This window comes from Paenibacillus sp. 32352 (assembly GCF_002042965.1).
GTDB lineage: Bacteria > Bacillota > Bacilli > Paenibacillales > NBRC-103111 > Paenibacillus_S > Paenibacillus_S vulneris.
The window spans coordinates 1020438-1038994 of the sequence record NZ_MZNT01000001.1; the positions used below are offsets into that span (position 1 = coordinate 1020438).

General features: G+C 50.6%; 12 protein-coding genes. All 12 read left to right on the top strand.

Going from position 1 to position 18557, the window contains the following annotated elements:
* Nucleotides 1–13 precede the first annotated feature (13 nt).
* A complete protein-coding gene (locus B1728_RS04375; protein WP_079908919.1) occupies nucleotides 14–1345 on the top strand; it encodes a sensor histidine kinase in 1332 nt (443 codons plus the stop codon).
* Between the two features lie 93 nt (nucleotides 1346–1438).
* A complete protein-coding gene (locus tag B1728_RS04380) occupies nucleotides 1439–2125 on the top strand; it encodes an ABC transporter ATP-binding protein (protein ID WP_079908920.1) in 687 nt (228 codons plus the stop codon).
* Nucleotides 2122–4857 carry an ABC transporter permease gene (locus B1728_RS04385; RefSeq protein WP_079908921.1) on the top strand — a complete coding sequence of 912 codons (2736 nt, stop codon included), beginning with the start codon at nucleotides 2122–2124 and terminating at the stop codon, nucleotides 4855–4857. Before B1728_RS04380 ends, B1728_RS04385 begins: the two co-directional genes overlap by 4 nt.
* A 708-nt stretch (nucleotides 4858–5565) precedes the next feature.
* On the top strand, nucleotides 5566–7110 hold the full coding sequence (locus B1728_RS04390) for an ABC-F family ATP-binding cassette domain-containing protein (protein ID WP_079908922.1): 1545 nt from the start codon (nucleotides 5566–5568) through the stop codon (nucleotides 7108–7110).
* Nucleotides 7111–7221: 111 nt separating this feature from the next.
* On the top strand, nucleotides 7222–8637 hold the full coding sequence (locus B1728_RS04395; RefSeq protein WP_079908923.1) for a HEAT repeat domain-containing protein: 1416 nt from the start codon (nucleotides 7222–7224) through the stop codon (nucleotides 8635–8637).
* Nucleotides 8638–9048: 411 nt separating this feature from the next.
* The gene (locus tag B1728_RS04400; RefSeq protein WP_179135878.1) at nucleotides 9049–11139 is read left to right on the top strand and encodes a right-handed parallel beta-helix repeat-containing protein; all 2091 of its coding nucleotides are present in this window, start codon (nucleotides 9049–9051) and stop codon (nucleotides 11137–11139) included.
* Nucleotides 11140–11260: 121 nt separating this feature from the next.
* Nucleotides 11261–11875: a nitroreductase family protein gene (locus tag B1728_RS04405; RefSeq protein WP_079908925.1), complete on the top strand. Its 615-nt coding sequence runs from the start codon at nucleotides 11261–11263 to the stop codon at nucleotides 11873–11875.
* 195 nt (nucleotides 11876–12070) lie between these two features.
* Complete coding sequence (locus B1728_RS04410) at nucleotides 12071–13105, top strand: metallophosphoesterase family protein (protein WP_079908926.1); 1035 nt, start codon at nucleotides 12071–12073, stop codon at nucleotides 13103–13105.
* 380 nt (nucleotides 13106–13485) lie between these two features.
* A complete protein-coding gene (locus B1728_RS04415) occupies nucleotides 13486–14391 on the top strand; it encodes a carbohydrate ABC transporter permease (RefSeq protein ID WP_079908927.1) in 906 nt (301 codons plus the stop codon).
* Nucleotides 14388–15212, top strand: coding sequence for a carbohydrate ABC transporter permease (locus B1728_RS04420; RefSeq protein ID WP_079908928.1), 825 nt, complete (start codon nucleotides 14388–14390; stop codon nucleotides 15210–15212). The genes B1728_RS04415 and B1728_RS04420 overlap by 4 nt, the downstream gene beginning before the upstream one ends.
* Nucleotides 15213–15288: 76 nt before the next feature.
* Entirely contained in the window at nucleotides 15289–16650 is a 1362-nt protein-coding gene (locus tag B1728_RS04425) for an ABC transporter substrate-binding protein (RefSeq protein ID WP_079908929.1), read from the top strand.
* 229 nt (nucleotides 16651–16879) lie between these two features.
* The gene (locus B1728_RS04430; RefSeq protein WP_079908930.1) at nucleotides 16880–18145 is read left to right on the top strand and encodes a M48 family metallopeptidase; all 1266 of its coding nucleotides are present in this window, start codon (nucleotides 16880–16882) and stop codon (nucleotides 18143–18145) included.
* Nucleotides 18146–18557: the final 412 nt, after the last annotated feature.

Below are 18557 nucleotides of genomic sequence, written 5' to 3' on the forward strand. Positions count from 1 at the left end.
GGGGGCGGGTGGTGTGCAGGCTTTCACCCTGCGGCTTCATCTGGCGCTTGCATTTATAAGTATTGGAGCAGCCTGTGTGCTTGGAGGCCTGGTCCTGTGGCTGCAGGAACGAGCCGAGCAGGCAGAGCTGCAAAGCGTAGAGCTGCTGTGGAACAGCTACGCAAAAACGGTTTACGAGCAGACCGGCAGCTGGGAGTCTATGGACAGAAGTCTGTTGACGGGGGCTTTTGGAGCTAAGGCGGATCGGCTGAGCTGGGAGCCGGCGGCAGAAGATTCCGCTTCTTCGGGACTGCAGCCGCAAGCAGGACAGGAGAGCCGAACGGCCGATACAGGCCGCAGCATCCCAGTGCTGTCAGGAGGTCAGCTTGTAGGTTATACGCAGGCTAGTGCCGAGAAGGATCGCTCAGCGCGCCGTGCGATTGTATCTGGCGCAGCCGTATTCGGACTGCTGCTGTACGGGACTGCCTTCCTGTACAACAGGCGCATGCTAAAGCAGAAGCATCGGGACATGTACGGACTCGCCGCTCAACTGCGCAAACGGATGCAGCCTGATGCGGGAGACCTTGTCCCTCTGTGGCGGCAAGCGACAGCGGCGGACGCCGCAGCTGCCGTGCAGGAGGCGCTTGCCGCTGCCGACCAGCTGCATGAGACGATTAGCCGTCTGGAGAAGGTGAGGCGCTCTATGGTCGCTGATATTGCGCATGAGCTGCGTACACCCATTGCCATAATGCGAACGCAGCTTGAACACGCCCTGCAGGGCGAAACGAGCTTGACCGTCGATAAAATTGTAGGTCTTCATGACGAGACGCTGCGGCTTTCCAAGCTGGTTCATGACTTGCAGGATTTATCGCTGGCGGAGACAGGAAACCTGCATCTGCACAAGGCGTGGTTTGCCTATTCGGCGCTTGTCGAGGAGGTGCTCGAGTTTTTGTCTGTCGAGGGCGAGGAGAGGGCTATTACCGCGAGCTTCAGCAAAGCGCAAGAGGTGCGCATTTTTGCGGATAAGGAGCGAGTCAGAAGCATACTGCTCAATTTGTTGGGCAACGCTTTCCGCCATGCGCGCAGCCGTGTGCACGTGGAGCTCTCCCTAACGGACAGTGAGACTGCGATTACGGTCAACGACGACGGGTGGGGGATCGAGCAGGAGGAGCTGCCTTATGTGTTCGACCGCTTTTACCGCGGCCGAAAAGGGATGAATCGGCAGGCAAGGGGGACAGGGCTGGGACTTGGACTGGCGATTGTCAGAGAATACGCACAGGTGCACGGAGGCTCAGTGAGCGTGAACAGCACATTCGGGATAGGCACGACTTTCACCGTATGCTTGCCCGTGATGTACGAATCGTAAAATCTGCACAAGTTCTGCACATTCGCTTCATCGTGTATGCACATCCTTTTGATACTGTAGAGACATTCTAGAGAAAGAGAGGTACTGTAAACGATGTTCATACGAGTGTCAGGGTTAAGTAAAACGTTCGGCAAAGGGGAGGCTGCGGCTCACGCGCTCCGTGAAGTGAACCTGGAAATCGGCAAGGGCGAGCTCGTGTCGGTCACAGGTCCTTCAGGCTGCGGCAAAACGACGCTGCTGCATATTATGGCCGGCATCGAATCGATCGATACCGGGGAGGTTTGGATTGGCGATATGCCCTTGCATGAAGCCAAAGAGAAGCAAATTTCCCAATTTCGGCTTGAGCATATGGGCTTTATTTTTCAATCCTATCACTTGATTCCGGTGCTGAATGCCTGGGAGAATGCGGCAATGCCGCTCCTGGCCAGAGGCGTAAGTACGAGAGAAGCGAAGCGGCGGGCGATTGAAGCGCTGAAGGAGGTTGGCCTGAAGGACAAGCTTGGAGCGTATCCTTCCCAGTTATCGGGCGGACAAAATCAGCGTGTGGCGATAGCCAGGGCCATTGCCGGCAAGCCTGAGCTGATCTGGGCGGACGAGCCGACGGGCGCGCTGGATTCCGAGACGGCTAAGCAAATTGTCGGGTTGCTGGAAATGCTGAATCGCCATCACGGAACGACGATCGTCATGGTAACTCATGATCAAGGCGTCGCAGAACGCGCGGAACGCATCATTCGCTTGCAAAACGGCCGGGTCGTGCATGATGGAGGGCGGGCTGTATGATTTTTTCCCGTTTAGTATGGAAAATGGCCGCAAGCCATCTAACACGGCATTGGCGGCAAACTCTGCTTACCCTTGTGGCCGGGGTAATCGGGGCTCTGCTTATTACCATTAGTGTCGTCAACTATGAGTCGGTGAAGCGAAGCGGGCAGGATTGGCTGGAGCAAAGACTAGGCGCGATAAGCTGGAAAGTAACGCCGGACCAGCAGCAAGCCTTTAACCCCGATCAGCTGAAATTGATGGATCAGTATGCGGAAAAGTTGAACCATGATTATCGTTTTCTTCCTTATGTGACCACAGAGGTATCTGTGGTGCGCAGTCAAGATCAGCAGCGGGATGCGTCAGCGCTCTCGCAGGTGCTGCTTATGGGCTTTTCCTTGCAAGCCGCGGCCAAGCTGGAAGGGGATGCTTCGGTACAGTGGCCTGCGGAGCTGGCCGATAATGAAGTCATTGTGAACAGCGGACTGGCCGGGCAGCTGAAGCTGATGGAAGGCGATGTTGTCGAGGTGACATCAAGCCGGGGGAGCCGAAAGCTGCAGGTTCGAATGATCGTTGAGGAACGGGGGCTCGCCGGCTATCGGGAATCGGGTACCCAGACAGCAACCGTCTTTGGTGCGGAGTCTGTCGTGCGTGAGCTGGCGGGACTGGAGGCTGACGGCCATTATCCGGCAGTGCTGATCGCGAGCATTGATCCGCAAACAAGCCCGCAGGCGATGCCGATGATATCCGAGCTGAGCTGGCAGCCGCAATATTTGAAGGTGGAGGCGCAGCAAAAAATAGGGAAAATGAATTTTACCTATTTGATTGGCCTGATCAGTCTGGCGGCGATTGCGACTAGCTTGTTGTTTATGAGACAGGTGCTGCTGATGATCGCGGATTCCCGGACAGAAATATACGGCACTTTGCGGGCGATCGGGCTTTCCCGCAGGCATATTTTCTCCATGTTTCTGGTGGAAGCTTCGATGCTCTCCCTATTGAGCGCCTTGGCGGGAGTTCTGCTTGGCGCCGCGGCATCCTATGGTCTGATTCATTGGCTGTATGGCAGTTTTGCAGAAGTGCTCCAAAGACTGACGAGCGACCATATCCCGGTCAGGCCGCATTTTACGGTGGATACAGCTGTTTGGCTGCTGGCGTTTATATGGTTTGTGCTGTTTCTCACAGCTGTCGCAGCTGCCCGAAAAGCGAGCAAGCTGCAAATTGTCGCGGCCCTTCGCGGGGACTCCAGCGTAAAGTCAGATGCGATCTTTGGACGAAAGCTGCTGGTCACCGGGCTTGTGTTGCTTGGATTGCTAGTGATGGGCAAGCATGTGCGCGACGTATTTATCACAACGCCTGATCCGGACAACTCCGGCATTTTGCTGACGGCAGTTGCCTGGCTTGGTGCTTGCTTCACGCTGTTGTTCCTGCTGATCTACTTTTTGCATGCCCTGGAGAAGCCGCTGCATCGTTTGCTGCGCTTGTTGGGAGTACCCAAGCTGTCGCTGCTGCTTGCAGTTAAGTATCCGCGGAGGCAACTGGGCCGGACCTATACAACCGGGCTGCTGTTTGCCCTTGTCATGCTGACGATTACTTTTACGGCAAGTCTCAATCAGCTGCTGGACGAGATGCGGGATGTGGAGCGCAATGAGCAGACGATTATCGGCTTTGGCGGCTATGCGACCTACCAGACAGACGAAGAGAGGCGCAGCATTGAACAGGCAGCGGTGCTTATTCAAGAACAGCTTGAGGATCAGGTCGTGATCGAACCCTTTATGATACAATCTCGCGAATACGATCTTGGTCAAGCTATTGTGCCTGTGACGAAGCCAATTCTTCAATCAGGAATCGAGCTGCTCGGCAGGGATTCAGAGTTCAGCTCGGATCAAGCAGCATGGGAGCGGGTGGCCAATGATCAGCAGTACATTATTTTGCCGCACTTTTACATGGGCCGAAAAATAGAGGGGCAGGCAGAAGGGTTGAAGGCGGGCGATACGATTACACTGCATGTACTTGAGAGTGGCTTGATAGCGGAAGGAAAGCAGCGGCAGGTCATGCTGGAAAAAGCGTTTGTGATCGCTGGCTTTACTCCGGATCAGGCCAAAAATACGCTTATTGATTTATATGGGGCAACCTATGTACACCCGGAAATCGCGCAGGAGCTCAAGGCATATGGCTTTAAATGGCCTAACCAAAGCAATAAAGGCATCGTATTATTCAGATTTGATTACAAAAATATAAAGCTTTCGCAGCAGTTGGAAGAGCAATTTCTGCTCCATCAAGTGCATACCTTTAAGGTTCCTTATTTGAGCAATAGCGCAGAGCAGCTTATGTACCGTCAGATGGGCAACGGGTTTATCGGATTTACGATTTTGTCGGCTTTTATCGGCCTGCTGGGTCTTGCGGTCATACAGTTCAGAGCAATCAGGGAACGAAGCAAGGAAGTGGCGATGATGCGCTGTATTGGCGTTAGCGACCGTATCATTTATTATATGTTTTTGACCGAGGGCGTCATGATTAGTGCTGTTGGCTTAGCTGTAGGCTGGCTGATTGGTTCGACAGGGGCGCATTTGATTAAGCAATTGTTTCAGGTAAGCCGGGAGTCCTTTCAGGAAAGTTTGACATCGGGGTATCCATTCGCCTTGCTTTCCGTCGTTTTTGCCGCTTTACTATTGGCCGCTATCGGGCTAAATACGGCTCCGGCGCGAGCTGCACTGGCATTTAAGGCTGCGGATGCACTTCGAAAGGAAGCCCATTAAGGATCCTTCCTGGATGCTGTGCAACAAGCAGCGTATTAAGGTGGCGATGCCGATTCGATAGCGGCCATTGCAGGCGGATTAGCAGGGGTGCATGAGGGATGCAACAATTCTGGAGAGTCATTCCGGTGTGATATTGGTCTAGGATCAGCTGAGTGGCTTGGCACAGCGCGTTTATGAGCTTAGAACGCGTGCCGATGTCTCATCCATCCAAGCTTCCCTGACTGCCTTCATTGCTCAGGTGAGCTTGAATTCATTTAAATTCCCTTAGGGTAAATGGAACTTGACAAAAGAAAGCAACCATAATAAACTGTGACCAAATGAAAGGAAGGTTTCAAATGGAACGCTTGAAAACGGTTAAACGCATTGCCAAAGGCCGCTCCGTACAAACGGATAAAAACGATGAAACGTTGTCCGGAGCTTAATCAAAAAAGCGAATTGCTTTTTATTTCATCGACCGATAGCCCGAAAAAAAGAGTGTGTTCATCACGCTTATTTTGTCGTGCCGTCGGTTGGTGATAGAGATTAAGAGGCTGCAGACAAGGTTTTGTCTGCGGCCTTTTGTGTATAACCGTTCAGCTTCCATCGCTGAAGTTATATTCCCGGTACACGGCTTGCTGTGTACAGAGAAGCAGAAGGCTTGCACCTGAGGGTGCAGTTGCCTTCTGCTTTTTTTGTTTTTCACATATTTAAGGAAAAGAGGAATGCAAAATGAGTTTGCTTGAAGTGTACGATATGTCCCATGCTTACGGGGATAAAGTTTTATACAGAAACGTTCAGCTGGAGCTTTATAAGGGAGAGCATTTGGGAGTCGTCGGCCAAAACGGGACGGGGAAAAGCACCCTGATCCGTATTTTGACGGGCGAGATCATCCCGGATAGCGGAACTATTAAATGGCAGCCCCATTGTAAAATCGGCCATCTTGATCAATACGCCGAAATCAGCGGAAGCAAGTCGATTCTGCAGTACCTCCAAGCCGCTTTTGCGGAGGCTTACGAGCTGGAAGCGGAGCTGAACCGATTATATGAACAGAGCGCAGCCACGGGCGACGAAGCGCTGCTGCTGAAAGCCGCGGAGGTACAAGAGCGCCTTGACGCTCTCGATTATTTTTCTATCGATAGCCTTATCAGCAAAGTAGTGCACGGTTTAGGAATCGATGCGATAGGGATTGACCGGTCCATTGAGAGCTTAAGCGGCGGCCAGAGAGCTAAAGTCATCCTGGCAAAGCTACTGCTCGAGAAGCCGGACGTGCTGCTGCTGGACGAACCGACGAATTTTCTTGATAAGGAGCACGTTGACTGGCTGGCCGAGTATTTATCCCTTAGCAAGCAGGCCTTCATTGTGGTAACCCACCATTATGAGTTCCTGGAAGCCGTGGCTACGAGCATCTGCGATATTGAAGGCCAAACCGTAAGGAAATATTACGGCACCTTCAAGCAATTTTTGAAGCAGAAGGCTCACTTGCGGGAGGACCATATACGTCAATACCATGCCCAGCAGAAGAAGATCGAGCAGACCGAAGCCTATATCCGTAAAAATAAAGCGGGTGTCAATTCCCGAATCGCAAGAGGCCGGCAAAAGCAGCTTGACCGGTTGGAACGAATCGCCCCTCCGACTTTCGTCTCTAAGCCGTCCATTACATTCAGGGAGCTGCCGCTTACCTCGCAGGCGGTGCTTGAGGTCAGTCAATTGGAGGTAGGCTACGGTAAGCCGCTGCTGCCTAAATTGAATTTTTCCATGGCCGGCGGGGAGAAGCTGGTTATTACCGGCTTTAACGGCATAGGCAAGTCCACTCTGCTGAAGACCTTGGTAGGAAAGCTTCCCCGTCTTTCCGGCACCTTCAAATTTGCGGAGCAAGCAAAGCTCGGCTATTTTGAGCAGGATTTGCGCTGGGAGGACGACGGAATGACACCGGTCCAGATTATAGCCGAGGCCTTCCCGCAAATGAATGGGAAGGATATACGCCGGCATCTGTCCCGATGCGGTATCAAGGAAGCTCATGTCATGCAATCCATCCGAACGCTGAGCGGCGGAGAGCAATCCAAGGTGAAGCTGTGCCGAATGCTGCTTAAGGGTTCCAACGTCCTGATTCTGGATGAGCCGACCAATCATCTGGATGCCGAGACCAAAGATGCGCTGCAGAGTGCTTTAATCAAATTTACGGGTAGTATCCTGCTCGTATCTCATGAACAGTCGTTTTATCAGGAGTGGGCGGACCGTGTTCTCGACATGGAGGACCTTGGTTTGTTCGAATAATCCTTACTTTTGTGCAAATTTGAATTAGCATTCTGTATGTGAAGCCTCCAGCCCGATGACTATAATTTGATTCAAGAACACAATATGAACCAAATTTAAGGAGGCAATGTCATGGGCCGCGAAGTACCTGTATTATTAAATGATGAGCAAATGAGAAGGTTTATCACGGAAGGGTTTTTGATCCTTAAGACAGATTTTCCGGAGGAATTTCATCAAAGGCTCACAGAGCAGCTGAATCAGGTATACGAGGAAGAGGGCAATCCGGGCAATAACCTGCTGCCGCGTCTCCGCGATTTGCAGAAGGTGTTTGACCACCCTATCGTGACCGGGGCTTTAACGAGTGTGCTTGGACCGAACTACCTAATGCATACTCACCGTCACGGTCATTTCAATGCCTCTCCTAAAGCGGGAGGGTGGCACAAGGACAGCTACTGGGGCTACAAAAAAATGCGCAATCACCATCCTTGGTGGGCAATGGTCATGTATTTCCCACAGGATACTCCGGTGGAGCTGGGACCTACCGGTGTCTTGCCGGGAACTCAAAATTACGAGACCCGTACATTTGAATCGGATGATGTGGAGGGAGAAGCCGTTGCAAGCGGCAAGGCAGGGACCTTTGCTTTGATCCATTACGATATTTGGCATCGCTCGACACCGAACATTCTTGGCAAGCCAAGATATATGCTCAAGTTCGAATTCATGAGAACAGAAGCCCCGACGTCTCCGAGCTGGGATTGCACGGACCGGGAATGGAGGAAGCCGGTGTCATTCAGCACCAGCATCGTAGAGCATGAAGAGATGTGGAGAGACACCTGGAACTGGCTCTCCGGTCAAGTAGGGAGTCTGGCCGACACCGTTCAGGCGGATGACGCTCAAGTTCAGGAGCTTGCAGCTCAGCTTGAGGATGCTTTCGAGCCTAATGCGATTAACGCCGCATACGGTCTGGCCGCTAGGGGAGCCAAGGGAATCGAAGCGCTGCTTCAAGGGCTCCATCACAGTAGCGTTAAGGTGTCGCGGACAGCCGCCTACGGATTATCGGCAGCAGGTGCCGGAGCCGTGGCCGGGCTGGAGGCAGCTCTCTCTGCAGAGCGCACGGAGACCGTTGTTCATGCCGCCTTCGCTCTCGGTGAGCTGCGCGGGCTGGCTTCCTCTTCCGTTCCGAAGCTTCTGGCCTTGCTGGAGCCGTCCACCCCTACTGTGATTCGCCAAACCGTTACCGAGGCGATTGCCTTGATCGGTGAACCAACCGAACAGGTTGTGGACGGATTGATCCAATGTCTTCAAGATGAGGACGTCCAGGTCCGTTTCACAGCAGGTCTGTCGCTTTGCCGGATGGGAGCAGCGGCAGATAAAGCGGTTCCTGCGCTGGAGCAGGCATTGGAGGACGATAACCGGTACGTTCGTGGTCATGCGGCGGAAGCGCTGCATTACATCGGTACGGATACAGCCAAAAACGTGCTGATCGACTTTCTGCTGAAATCCCGCTGGTGTCCGACAACGACCCCGCAAAACACCTTTTATCCGTAAGCTTTAGCTTGAAGCATCCTTATCCTTTGCCCATGGCGAGGGATGAGGATGCTTTTTTGATCCTATATAAGTTCCGGGAGTTCCCCGCAAAGTATCTGATCCGGCTTTTGAACCCATGACTTCGCATTGCAGACTCTTCTCATGTCTTTAGACCCAGACCGCGGATAGTTCTATTGTCATGTATTTTCATCCCCTCTCCTAACATACCTATGGGATAACGAGCATTAGCTTGATTTTGTGACTTTGGTCTTTCTTGAAACATATGCCATAGTATGACAAAATCTTCCTAGGGCTTAATAGAGAGACAAATACGGAAGGGGGAACCGTATAGATTTGTACTAGCAGGGTATGACGGTCCATCTGGTTTTGAAAATAGAGGATAACCAATGCGGAGAGTGGTGGAGAAATGATATGAGGCTTATTTTACTTCTGGTTTTATTATTTTCCTTTCAATGGAGCGCGGCCGCGGCGGATTCAACCGGGACAGCTGCCGATGCATCGGATAAGGTGTATCAATTGGTTCCCAAGGATTGGGGAATCTACGACGACGGCACGCATCCGGTAGAAACGACCAAGGGCTTTAATGATGCGTTAAAATGGGCGCATGAGAATGGAAAGACTACATTCAAGGTTCCGGCAGGAACGTATCTTATTAAAAAGCAGGATCCCAAATTATTTTTGGATACCTCGGCTCGGATCAATATGGTCCCCGATATGACCTTCGAGCTTGACGAGAAGGCGGTCATCCAGAAGGAAACGAACGGCTTCACAGGATATCAGACTTTGCACATCGGCTACGGGGCCAATAACGTGACCATCAAAGGAGGAACCTTTCGGGGAGATAAGGATAGCCATGATTACTCCGCAAGAGGAACCCACGAAGGCGGCTACGGGATCGTTACCGAAGGCGCTATTAACGTGACGATTGATGGGGTCAAATCGGTTAATTTTACCGGCGACGGTTTATTTATAGGCGGCAAAGGGACGATGATTCAGGATCTCTACGAAACGAGCTTTGTATCGGGTTCTATCGATGAGAAGGGCAACCCGATTGCAGATCCCGGCAAAATCCGTCTAAAGAGCCTGCTAAACTTTAATAATCCTATTTTTCAAACGGAGCGGGAATTCGAGCTGTCCAACCGGCAGAAGCTCCCGAATACATTCGATGTCTTTTTCTACAAGCAGGACGGCAGCTTTTTGACAAGCTTAAAGGATCAGCAGGTACGTCAAATTATGAAAATCCCTGATGGAGCAGCCAGCTTCAATATCGTATTCAAGCAAGCGGGAAGCGTCGGGTCCTATGTGGAATTTTGGCAGCGTGCCGTATCCAAGGAGGTCGTGGTCAAAAATTCGGAGTTTGCGTTTAACCGCAGACAAGGGATAACGATTGCCGGGGGCGATCAAGTCACGATCACTAATAATGAGCTGCATGACATCAAGGGAACGGCTCCGCAGGCAGGGATTGATGTGGAAGCGGGATACGGCGAGAACGGCCATATGAACAGCAATATTTTTATTAAAGAGAACCGGTTCTATAACAATGCATCCTATGATGTGGTTCTGTATGATGGCCATAATGCAACGGTCGAGGGGAATCATCTGGCCTCGAAAGGCGTCATTGGCTTGGCGGTGTCGCCTCCTTTTACGAACGCCTTGATCAAGGACAATCATTTTGACGGTACCAGCATTTATGCGTACCACGATGTGAAGTTCGAAGGGAATGAGATGAATAATTCCTATACATTCCTCGAGGGGCCGAATATTAGCATAGACGGTATGACATTCACGGATTCCAAGTTTGCGATCAGCAGCAAACAGCCCTTCGGCGTTGAAGCTTCCAATGTAACGATGAACAACAATAAGAGCGGCGAGCTGTCCATCTGGGGAAGCCCGATACATTTAAGCAACATTGTCTTGAACGGGGGAGCAATGACCGGAGGCGTAGCTAAAGGGAGTATTTTTGATCGGATCAAAATTGTCAATGCTACCTCGATGAATTTACCCCTTGGTACGTACAATGATTGCGATCTGGAGTCATTAGGCGGTTCGATTAACGGGGGCATCATGCTGGATGATGCAGGACCGTATGCGTTTAACGGGTGTACGATAAGAGTGAATCAAGGCATTCTGGTTAACAATGAGAAGGCTGAAGTGACTGTAACCGATTCTTCCTTTGAGTTGATTGATAAGCTGTATGCCTTTAAAGCGGTCAAAGCTGCTAAGGTCGTGTTCGAAAATAACGTGCTCGAAGCGAATCAATTTGCCAGACCGACGGATTACATGGTCATGATCGGAGATTATTGGACCCGGACTAATCCTTCTACCGTTAAAGAGGCTATCATCAGAGGCAATACGCTGACCTCTAACATTGAGTCCGAAGGGATATCGACCCGATATGCAGGTACGGGCAGCTCCAATTATACGGTGGAGAACAATGTTCTGACGAATGCCAAGGTCAAGCTGCTGGAAACGGACAGGAAGGCTAATAATCTAGAGCAATGATTCAGGGAACGGACTGCGCAGGCAGTTCGTTTTTTCTTGCCTTCCCCATGGTATAGCCATCCATATTAAGGCAAATACTACGCCAGTTGCTAAAAATACTTGGATATTGGAGGGATAGACTATGGCAGGAACCGTTAGTACGGACAAGGACTTTATGACGGCCGTACGCGAAAGACGTACGATTTATGGCCTCGGCAAGGAGTCGCCGATCCCCGATGACCGGATTGTTCAAATTATCGAAGAGTCGGTGAAGCATACGCCATCCGCCTTTAATTCGCAAAGCGCAAGAGTGGTGGTTTTGTTCGGAGAGCAGCATAACAAGCTGTGGGATTTGACCAAAGAAACGCTGCGCGCCATCGTGAAGGGAGACTTCCAGTCAACGGAGCAAAAAATGAACGGGTTTCGGAGCGGCTACGGAACCATTTTGTATTTTGAAGACATGGCTGTCGTCGAAGGCTTGCAGGCCCAATTCGCCTCGTATAAGGAGCATTTCCCGAACTGGTCGATGCAATCGAACGGTATGCTTCAGATGGTCATTTGGACTGCTCTGGAAAGCGAAGGGCTTGGCGCCAATCTACAGCATTACAATCCGTTGATCGACGAGAAGGTGAGAGAAGCCTGGAAGCTGCCTGATACCTGGAAGCTGATTGCCCAAATGCCGTTCGGAAAGCCGACGGCTCCTCCCGGAGAGAAGCAGTTCAAAACGATAGAGGAACGGATGAAGGTATTTAAATAATCTGTAATAGTCGAGGCTGGGCGGACAGAGAGCTGCTCAGCCTCTTTATCTCCGCGCACTCTTTCCACCTAGTCTATCATTATAAATAGGTCTATCGTAGATTTGAAGATAACGAGGGTTATTGTTATGATAGGGTAAGGGCTCCAAGTCCTGGATTACATAACGATATTGTTGCGTAACAACGGAAGGGATCGTATGACTAGACGTGAATTTGTAAAAATGCTGCTTAGCATGAGTGTTGTAGTAGACGGATCGGTCAACGCTTTATTTAAAATGCTGTACCAATCTTTTACTTCGAGGACGGAGCAAGAAACCAAGACAGATACGGTCATAGAAGAAGTAAAGCCCGTGGCTTCGACAGAGCCGCTGTTGTCATTTTTTGTATTAAGCGACCTGCATGTTTCGATCTATGATAAAAATACGCCGCGTAAATTGAGAAACGCGCTGTACCAGATTCAGTATTTCAGCCATCCGGTAGATGCGCTGCTGTTAGGCGGGGATTTAACGGATTACGGCACGGAACTCGAGTACAAGTCGCTGCAATCGATATTGAGCAGCTACAAGCTGCCGCAGCTGTACGCCAATATGGGCAATCATGATTATTATAATATATGGATCGACAAGAGCGGCGCATTCAATACGGCCTCGATGCCGAACGGCAAGACCGATGCCGAGTCGAGGGAACGATTCCAGAAGATGTTCTGGTATACGAAGCCGTATAACGATTTTGATATCAAGGGCTACCATTTCATCCTCATGTCACAGGAATCCTATCTTCAGGAAATGCCGGAGGTAGGGGAAGGCGCCTGGTATTCCGACGCGCAGATGGCATGGTTGGAAGCCAAGCTGAAGGAGACTACGGACGGGAAGCCGATCTTCGTGCTCATTCATCAGCCTCTGCCTGCGATCGGGCAGGACGGAGGGTCGCATCGATTAATTCGGGCCAATCAATTCAGGGAAATCTTGAAGCCGTATCCGAATGTCTTCGTCATTTCCGGCCATACGCATCAGGATTTCGACAACGGCTCCAACCACTACACCAAAGAGACGTTCCATTGGTTCGTCAATGCTTCTGTAGGGCTTACGCGCAATCCGGAGCCTCTGACCAAATCGCAAGGCATGTACGTGCAGGTCTACGAGGATAAGGTAACCGTAAGGGGCTGGGAGTTCGCGAACAGCACCTGGATTCCGGAAGCAGACTGGACCATTCCACTGGAAAAAGTGAAATAATCTGATATTAAGGGCGGATGCGATACATCCGCCTGTTCTGTTTCCGGAACACAAGAAGTGGACGGCGGGACATAACCTTATTAGAAGTAATAGACCGCAGGACAAATAAAAACGGAAAATAATGGTTGACAGTATGATTGATAGCGTTTACAATAAGTTCACAAGTTAATACATTGTGTAGGAGATCCGGAGAATATACACATAGGTTGCTTCGATTGATGAAGGCGATTTATGTGTTTTTGTTTGCCCATAGATCTCGAACATTGCGGAGAATACTAAGTTTCTTCTAATGGTGAAGCCGCAGGGAAGGGGTTATTTAGGCGACAGGAGTAAGCGCTTTACCTTTTTGTCCAATTTTGAAAAGGAAAGGAGGCTCATCAATGTCTGCGTCAACGAATGCTTCTGCAAAAAAATCCCAAAAGAAAGAAGAGCTGCTGGGGTTCTTGTTCTTGGCTCCATCGCTGCTTGTGTTTATCTGCTTCCTGTTTTATCCGATGCTCCGCTCCGTCTATCTTAGCATGACTTTAACGGATCCGCGCGGGCGTGTAGCCGCCTTCGTCTGGCTGGATAACTATGTGGACCTGTTTTCCTCCGGTCAATTTTATTCCAATCTGAAGGTAACCCTGATGTTTATTGTGCTGACGGTGCCAACGACGATTGTATGGTCTCTCTTGCTGGCGGCGCTGACACATAACAAGCTGAGAGGAATGAAGGTATTTCAGTTCGTATTTTCGCTGCCGATTGTCATTTCCGTCGGTACAGGCTCGATCATTTGGCTGCTGCTGTTCCACCCTACGGCCGGGATGCTGAATTATTTTATCGGATTCCTGGGGATATCTCCTATCTCCTGGCTGGCCGATCCCTCTTGGGCGTTGCTATCGGTTTCGTTAATGACAGTCTGGATGAATATGGGCTTCGTCTATATTATCCTATTGAGCGGCTTGCAGGGTGTGCCGGAAGAGCTGTATGAGAGCGCCAAAATCGACGGCTCCGGACCTGTCCGAACCTTCATCCAGATCGTGCTTCCTTTGTTGTCCCCGACTTTATTCTTTGTCCTCATCGTCTCGGTCATTTCCGCCTTTCAGGCCTTCGGCCAAATCAATATTTTGACCAAGGGCGGTCCGATTAACAGCACCAACGTCGTTGTTTTCTCCATCTATCAGGATGCATTCATCAATTTCCGCTTCGGCATCGGCAGTGCGCAGGCCTTGATATTGTTCCTTATTATTTTGCTCCTGACAATCGTCCAGTTTAAAGTTCTGGAAAAGAAGGTGCATTACCAGTGATCCTACGAGGACTATTCCGAACGCTTCTGTATCTTCTGCTGGCCGCACTCGCGTTGGCTGTGCTGTATCCGCTTTTGTTCACGATCCTTTCCTCGTTCATGACGGAAAAAGAGGTCGCAGTCTTCCCGCCGCCGTTATTCCCGCATCAGCTGTATCTCGGCAATTTTACTAAGGCTCTCCAGACTGTGCCTATTATCCGCTTTATCGTGAACAGCTTTGTCGTATCCTCAGCCATTACCGTCTGTCAAGTTGTTACTTCCAGCATGGCGGCCTTTGCATTTGCGTTCTTGACCTTCAGGTTTAAGAATGCGCTCTTCCTGTTATATTTGTCCACCATGATGATTCCTTGGGAGGTCACTGTCATTCCCAACTACTTGACTATCAAGTCGTTAGGGTGGATGGACAGCTATCAAGGGCTGATCGTTCCTTTCATGGCCGGCGCTTTCGGCGTATTCCTGCTGCGGCAATTTTTCCTGCAGCTTCCGAACGAGCTGTTCGATGCGGCCAAAATCGACGGCTGCGGACAGCTTCGCACCTTTTTCTCAATCGTTCTTCCATTGTCGCGTCCTGCAGTAGCTACCTTGTTCGTGTACGTGTTCATCAACCACTGGAACGCCTATTTATGGCCTCTGCTCATTACGAACAAACCGACGATGAGAACGGTTCAGATCGGGGTGTCCATGCTTCAGCATGAAGAGGTCATGTCCTGGAATTTAATATTGGCTGGTGTTTCCCTTGTATTGCTGCCATCCTTTATTATGCTGGCCTTCGGCGTCAAACAGCTGATTCGCGGCATTACAGCCGGTGCTATCAAGGGATAGGCGAGAGAATCAATCGGTTAGAGATACTTCGATATCGAAGTTTTCTATACATCAAACAGATTAGGGGCGTGAAACGATGAAGCTTAGGAGCAAAAAGGGGTTATGGAGTCTCGCGGTTGCAGCTATCGTGTTAGCTACGACCGCCTGTGGAGGCAACCAGGAAACAGGAGCTGGCGACAAGGGGGGAAGCTCGTCTTCAGGACAGAAAAAAGTGGTATTCTGGCATGCCATGGGCGGATCCAATACCAAAGTGGTCGATCAGCTTGTAGCGGATTTTAACGCATCCCAGGATAAGATCAAGGTAGAGGCGATTTTTCAAGGCACCTATGACGATTTGCTCAGCAAGCTGAAAGCGAGCATGGGCTCCAAGGACGGCCCGAGTCTTGTCCAGATGTACGAGATTGGAAGCCGCTTTATGATTGACTCCAAGACGATTACCCCTATGCAAAAATTCATCGACGAGGACAAATTCGATTTAACTCAGCTGGAGCCCAATATTACCGGCTACTATACTCTGAACGGGAAGCTGAATTCCATGCCGTTCAACACGTCCAACCCTATCCTTTATTACAATAAAGATCTGTTCAAAGCAGCGGGACTGGATCCGGAGAAGCCGCCCAAAACGTTCGAGGAGGTGCAAAAAGCGGCGGATGCGATTACGAAAACCGGGAAAGCGACAGGAGCGAACTTTGCCATATACGGTTGGTTCATGGAGCAGTTTTTTGCCAACCAGGGAGCCGAGTACGTGAATAACGGCAACGGAAGGACGTCGTTGGCAACGGAATCTATCGTGAACAGTGAAGCGGGTATCAAGACGCTGACCTGGTGGAAGGAAATGATCGATACGAAGGCGGCTAACAACCTCGGCCGCAAAACCGATGATTCCAAGAAGGCGTTCTCGGCCGGGCAGGTCGGGATGATTCTGGAATCGACGGCTTCCCTGAAAGGGCTGGTCGATAATGCGGAAGGGAAATTCCAGGTAGGAACAGGCTTCCTGCCGAAGCCGGCGAATGCCAAGGAAGGCGGTGTTGTCGTCGGCGGAGCCAGCTTATGGATAATGAATGACAAGCCGAACGACGAACAGAAGGCGGCCTGGGAATTCATCAAATTCCTGACTTCACCTAAGGAGCAGGCCTACTGGCATATTAATACCGGTTACTTCCCGATTACTAAGAAAGCTTATGACGAACAAAGCGTGAAAGACAATCTGAAGAAATTCCCGCAATTCCAGACAGCCATCAATCAGCTGCATCAAACGAAGCTGAATACTGCGACCCAAGGAGCTGTGATGGGCGTGTTCCCTGAAGCCAGACAGATCGTTGAGGGAGCCATTGAGGAGGTATTAAATAACAAAAAATCGCCGAAGGACGCGCTCGACGCTGCCGCTAAGGAGATTACGTCCAAGATTCAGCAGTATAATAAAACGGTGAAGCAGTAACAAGCTTCGCATGTGTAGAGAACGAAGCCTTGGCATCAGCCAAGGTTTTTTTGTTCTATGAATTTCGGGGCTCCCCGCAAAGTGACAGAATCCGCTTCGAAGCCAAGGCTTCACTTTACAGGGTTAAAGTTAAGACTTGCTCCTCCCTCGATGTGATAAATAGGAAAAGAATGGACTATAATGAGGAGATAGCCTGTTTGATCCGAGACATCCGAAGGGGAGGAGAATTATGAAACGAGGACTCATCGGCTTGGTCATTCTAATCGTTTACTGCGCTGCGGTAAGCTACTACTTCCTTCATCAGCCCGAGGCTTATGTACCGGAGGCGCTTCGCGGAGGTCCTGCCGATCCGGGAACCTTTATGACGGACGAGCAAATTCGAAGCATACACCGGCTGTCAACAATCGGCTATCTCTCTTACTTTATATCGACCCCGGTCATGTGGGGGATTCTATTTCTGCTGCTGACTTTGGGGATTTCAGCCTGGCTGCGACGGCGATCTGAGGGGCTCTTTCGATGGTCGCTATTGCAAATGGCCGTCTATCTGCTGATGCTGCAGCTTCTGCTGGAGCTGATCCAATTTCCGTTAAGCTATTATTTGCATCAATTAGACCGATCCTACGGATTGACCAATCAAAGCTTCGGAGCGTGGATGCTGGATCTTGGCAAAAGCTTCGGCGTGAATCTGATCGTCTCCATTCCGATGTACTGGCTTTTGTACTGGGTCATTAACAAAAGCCCGAGACGGTGGTGGCTAATAGGCTGGGCGGCCTCAATCCCGCTGACGTTGTTCTTTACCTTTATCCAGCCGGTGGTCATGGAGCCGATCTTTAATGATTTCAAGCCTTTACAGAATCAGGAGCTGAAGCAGCAAATATTGGACGAAGCCAGGCAGGCGAACATCCCTGCGGATCAGGTGTACCAGGTTGATAAATCCCGGCAGACGAATACCTTGAATGCCTATGTCAGCGGGATCGGAGCTACGACCCGAATCGTGCTCTGGGACACGACGCTGCAAAAGCTGAAGCCGGATGAAATCTTGTTCATTATGGCTCATGAGATGGGGCATTACGTGAAGAAGCATGTACTGTGGGGGACGTTATGGGGTATTGTAGAAAGCTTTATCGGGTTTTGGCTGGTATACCGCTTATGGAACTGGATTCATCAGCGATGGGGCCCCACCTTGCGACTCAGGGGTCTTACGGATATTGCCGGTCTTCCCATCCTGCTGCTGGTGGTATCCGTGCTTACCTTTGCAGCATCTCCCATCGACAATGCGATTTCCAGAATGCAGGAGCACAGTGCCGATGAATATGCCATTCAGCTGAGAGAGAATCCCGATGAGGGGATACGGGCATTTCAACAGCTGGCTGCCAACAGCCTGTCGGATGTCAATCCTCCGCCGCTGGTGCAATTCTTCGTCGGCTCGCATCCGACCTTGGCCCAGCGCATCGACTTTGTACAGCATTATGCCGGGGAAGGCAAAGTAAAATGACTTCCCTGAATAGATCAGGAAAATAATGGACTCCATGGCCGCAGGGAGTAATACTTCTTAGGAATTGCTGCGGTGACCTTACCTTAAGCTTTTATTCAAAAGTAAAAGAATGGATGCTCGGGGTATTGAAAAATCAAGTTTGCATATGTTAATATAGTGACCAACAAGAATATCCAGTTTGCTATGAAGAGAAGAAAGCGCAGGGGCTCTTATGCCCAGAGAGCGGAGGGAAAGCTGAAACCTTCGCCATAATCCTTTGTGCGAAGTCGTCTCGGAGCCTTTGTCCCGAAAGCCGTACCTCTGTCCCTATGAAGGCAGGAAGCGGTGAGTAGTTTCAAACGGAATGGCACACGTTATCGTGCTGCAGGTAAGATGACCATCTTACCTCATGAGGCCGGAATTGCGAGATTCC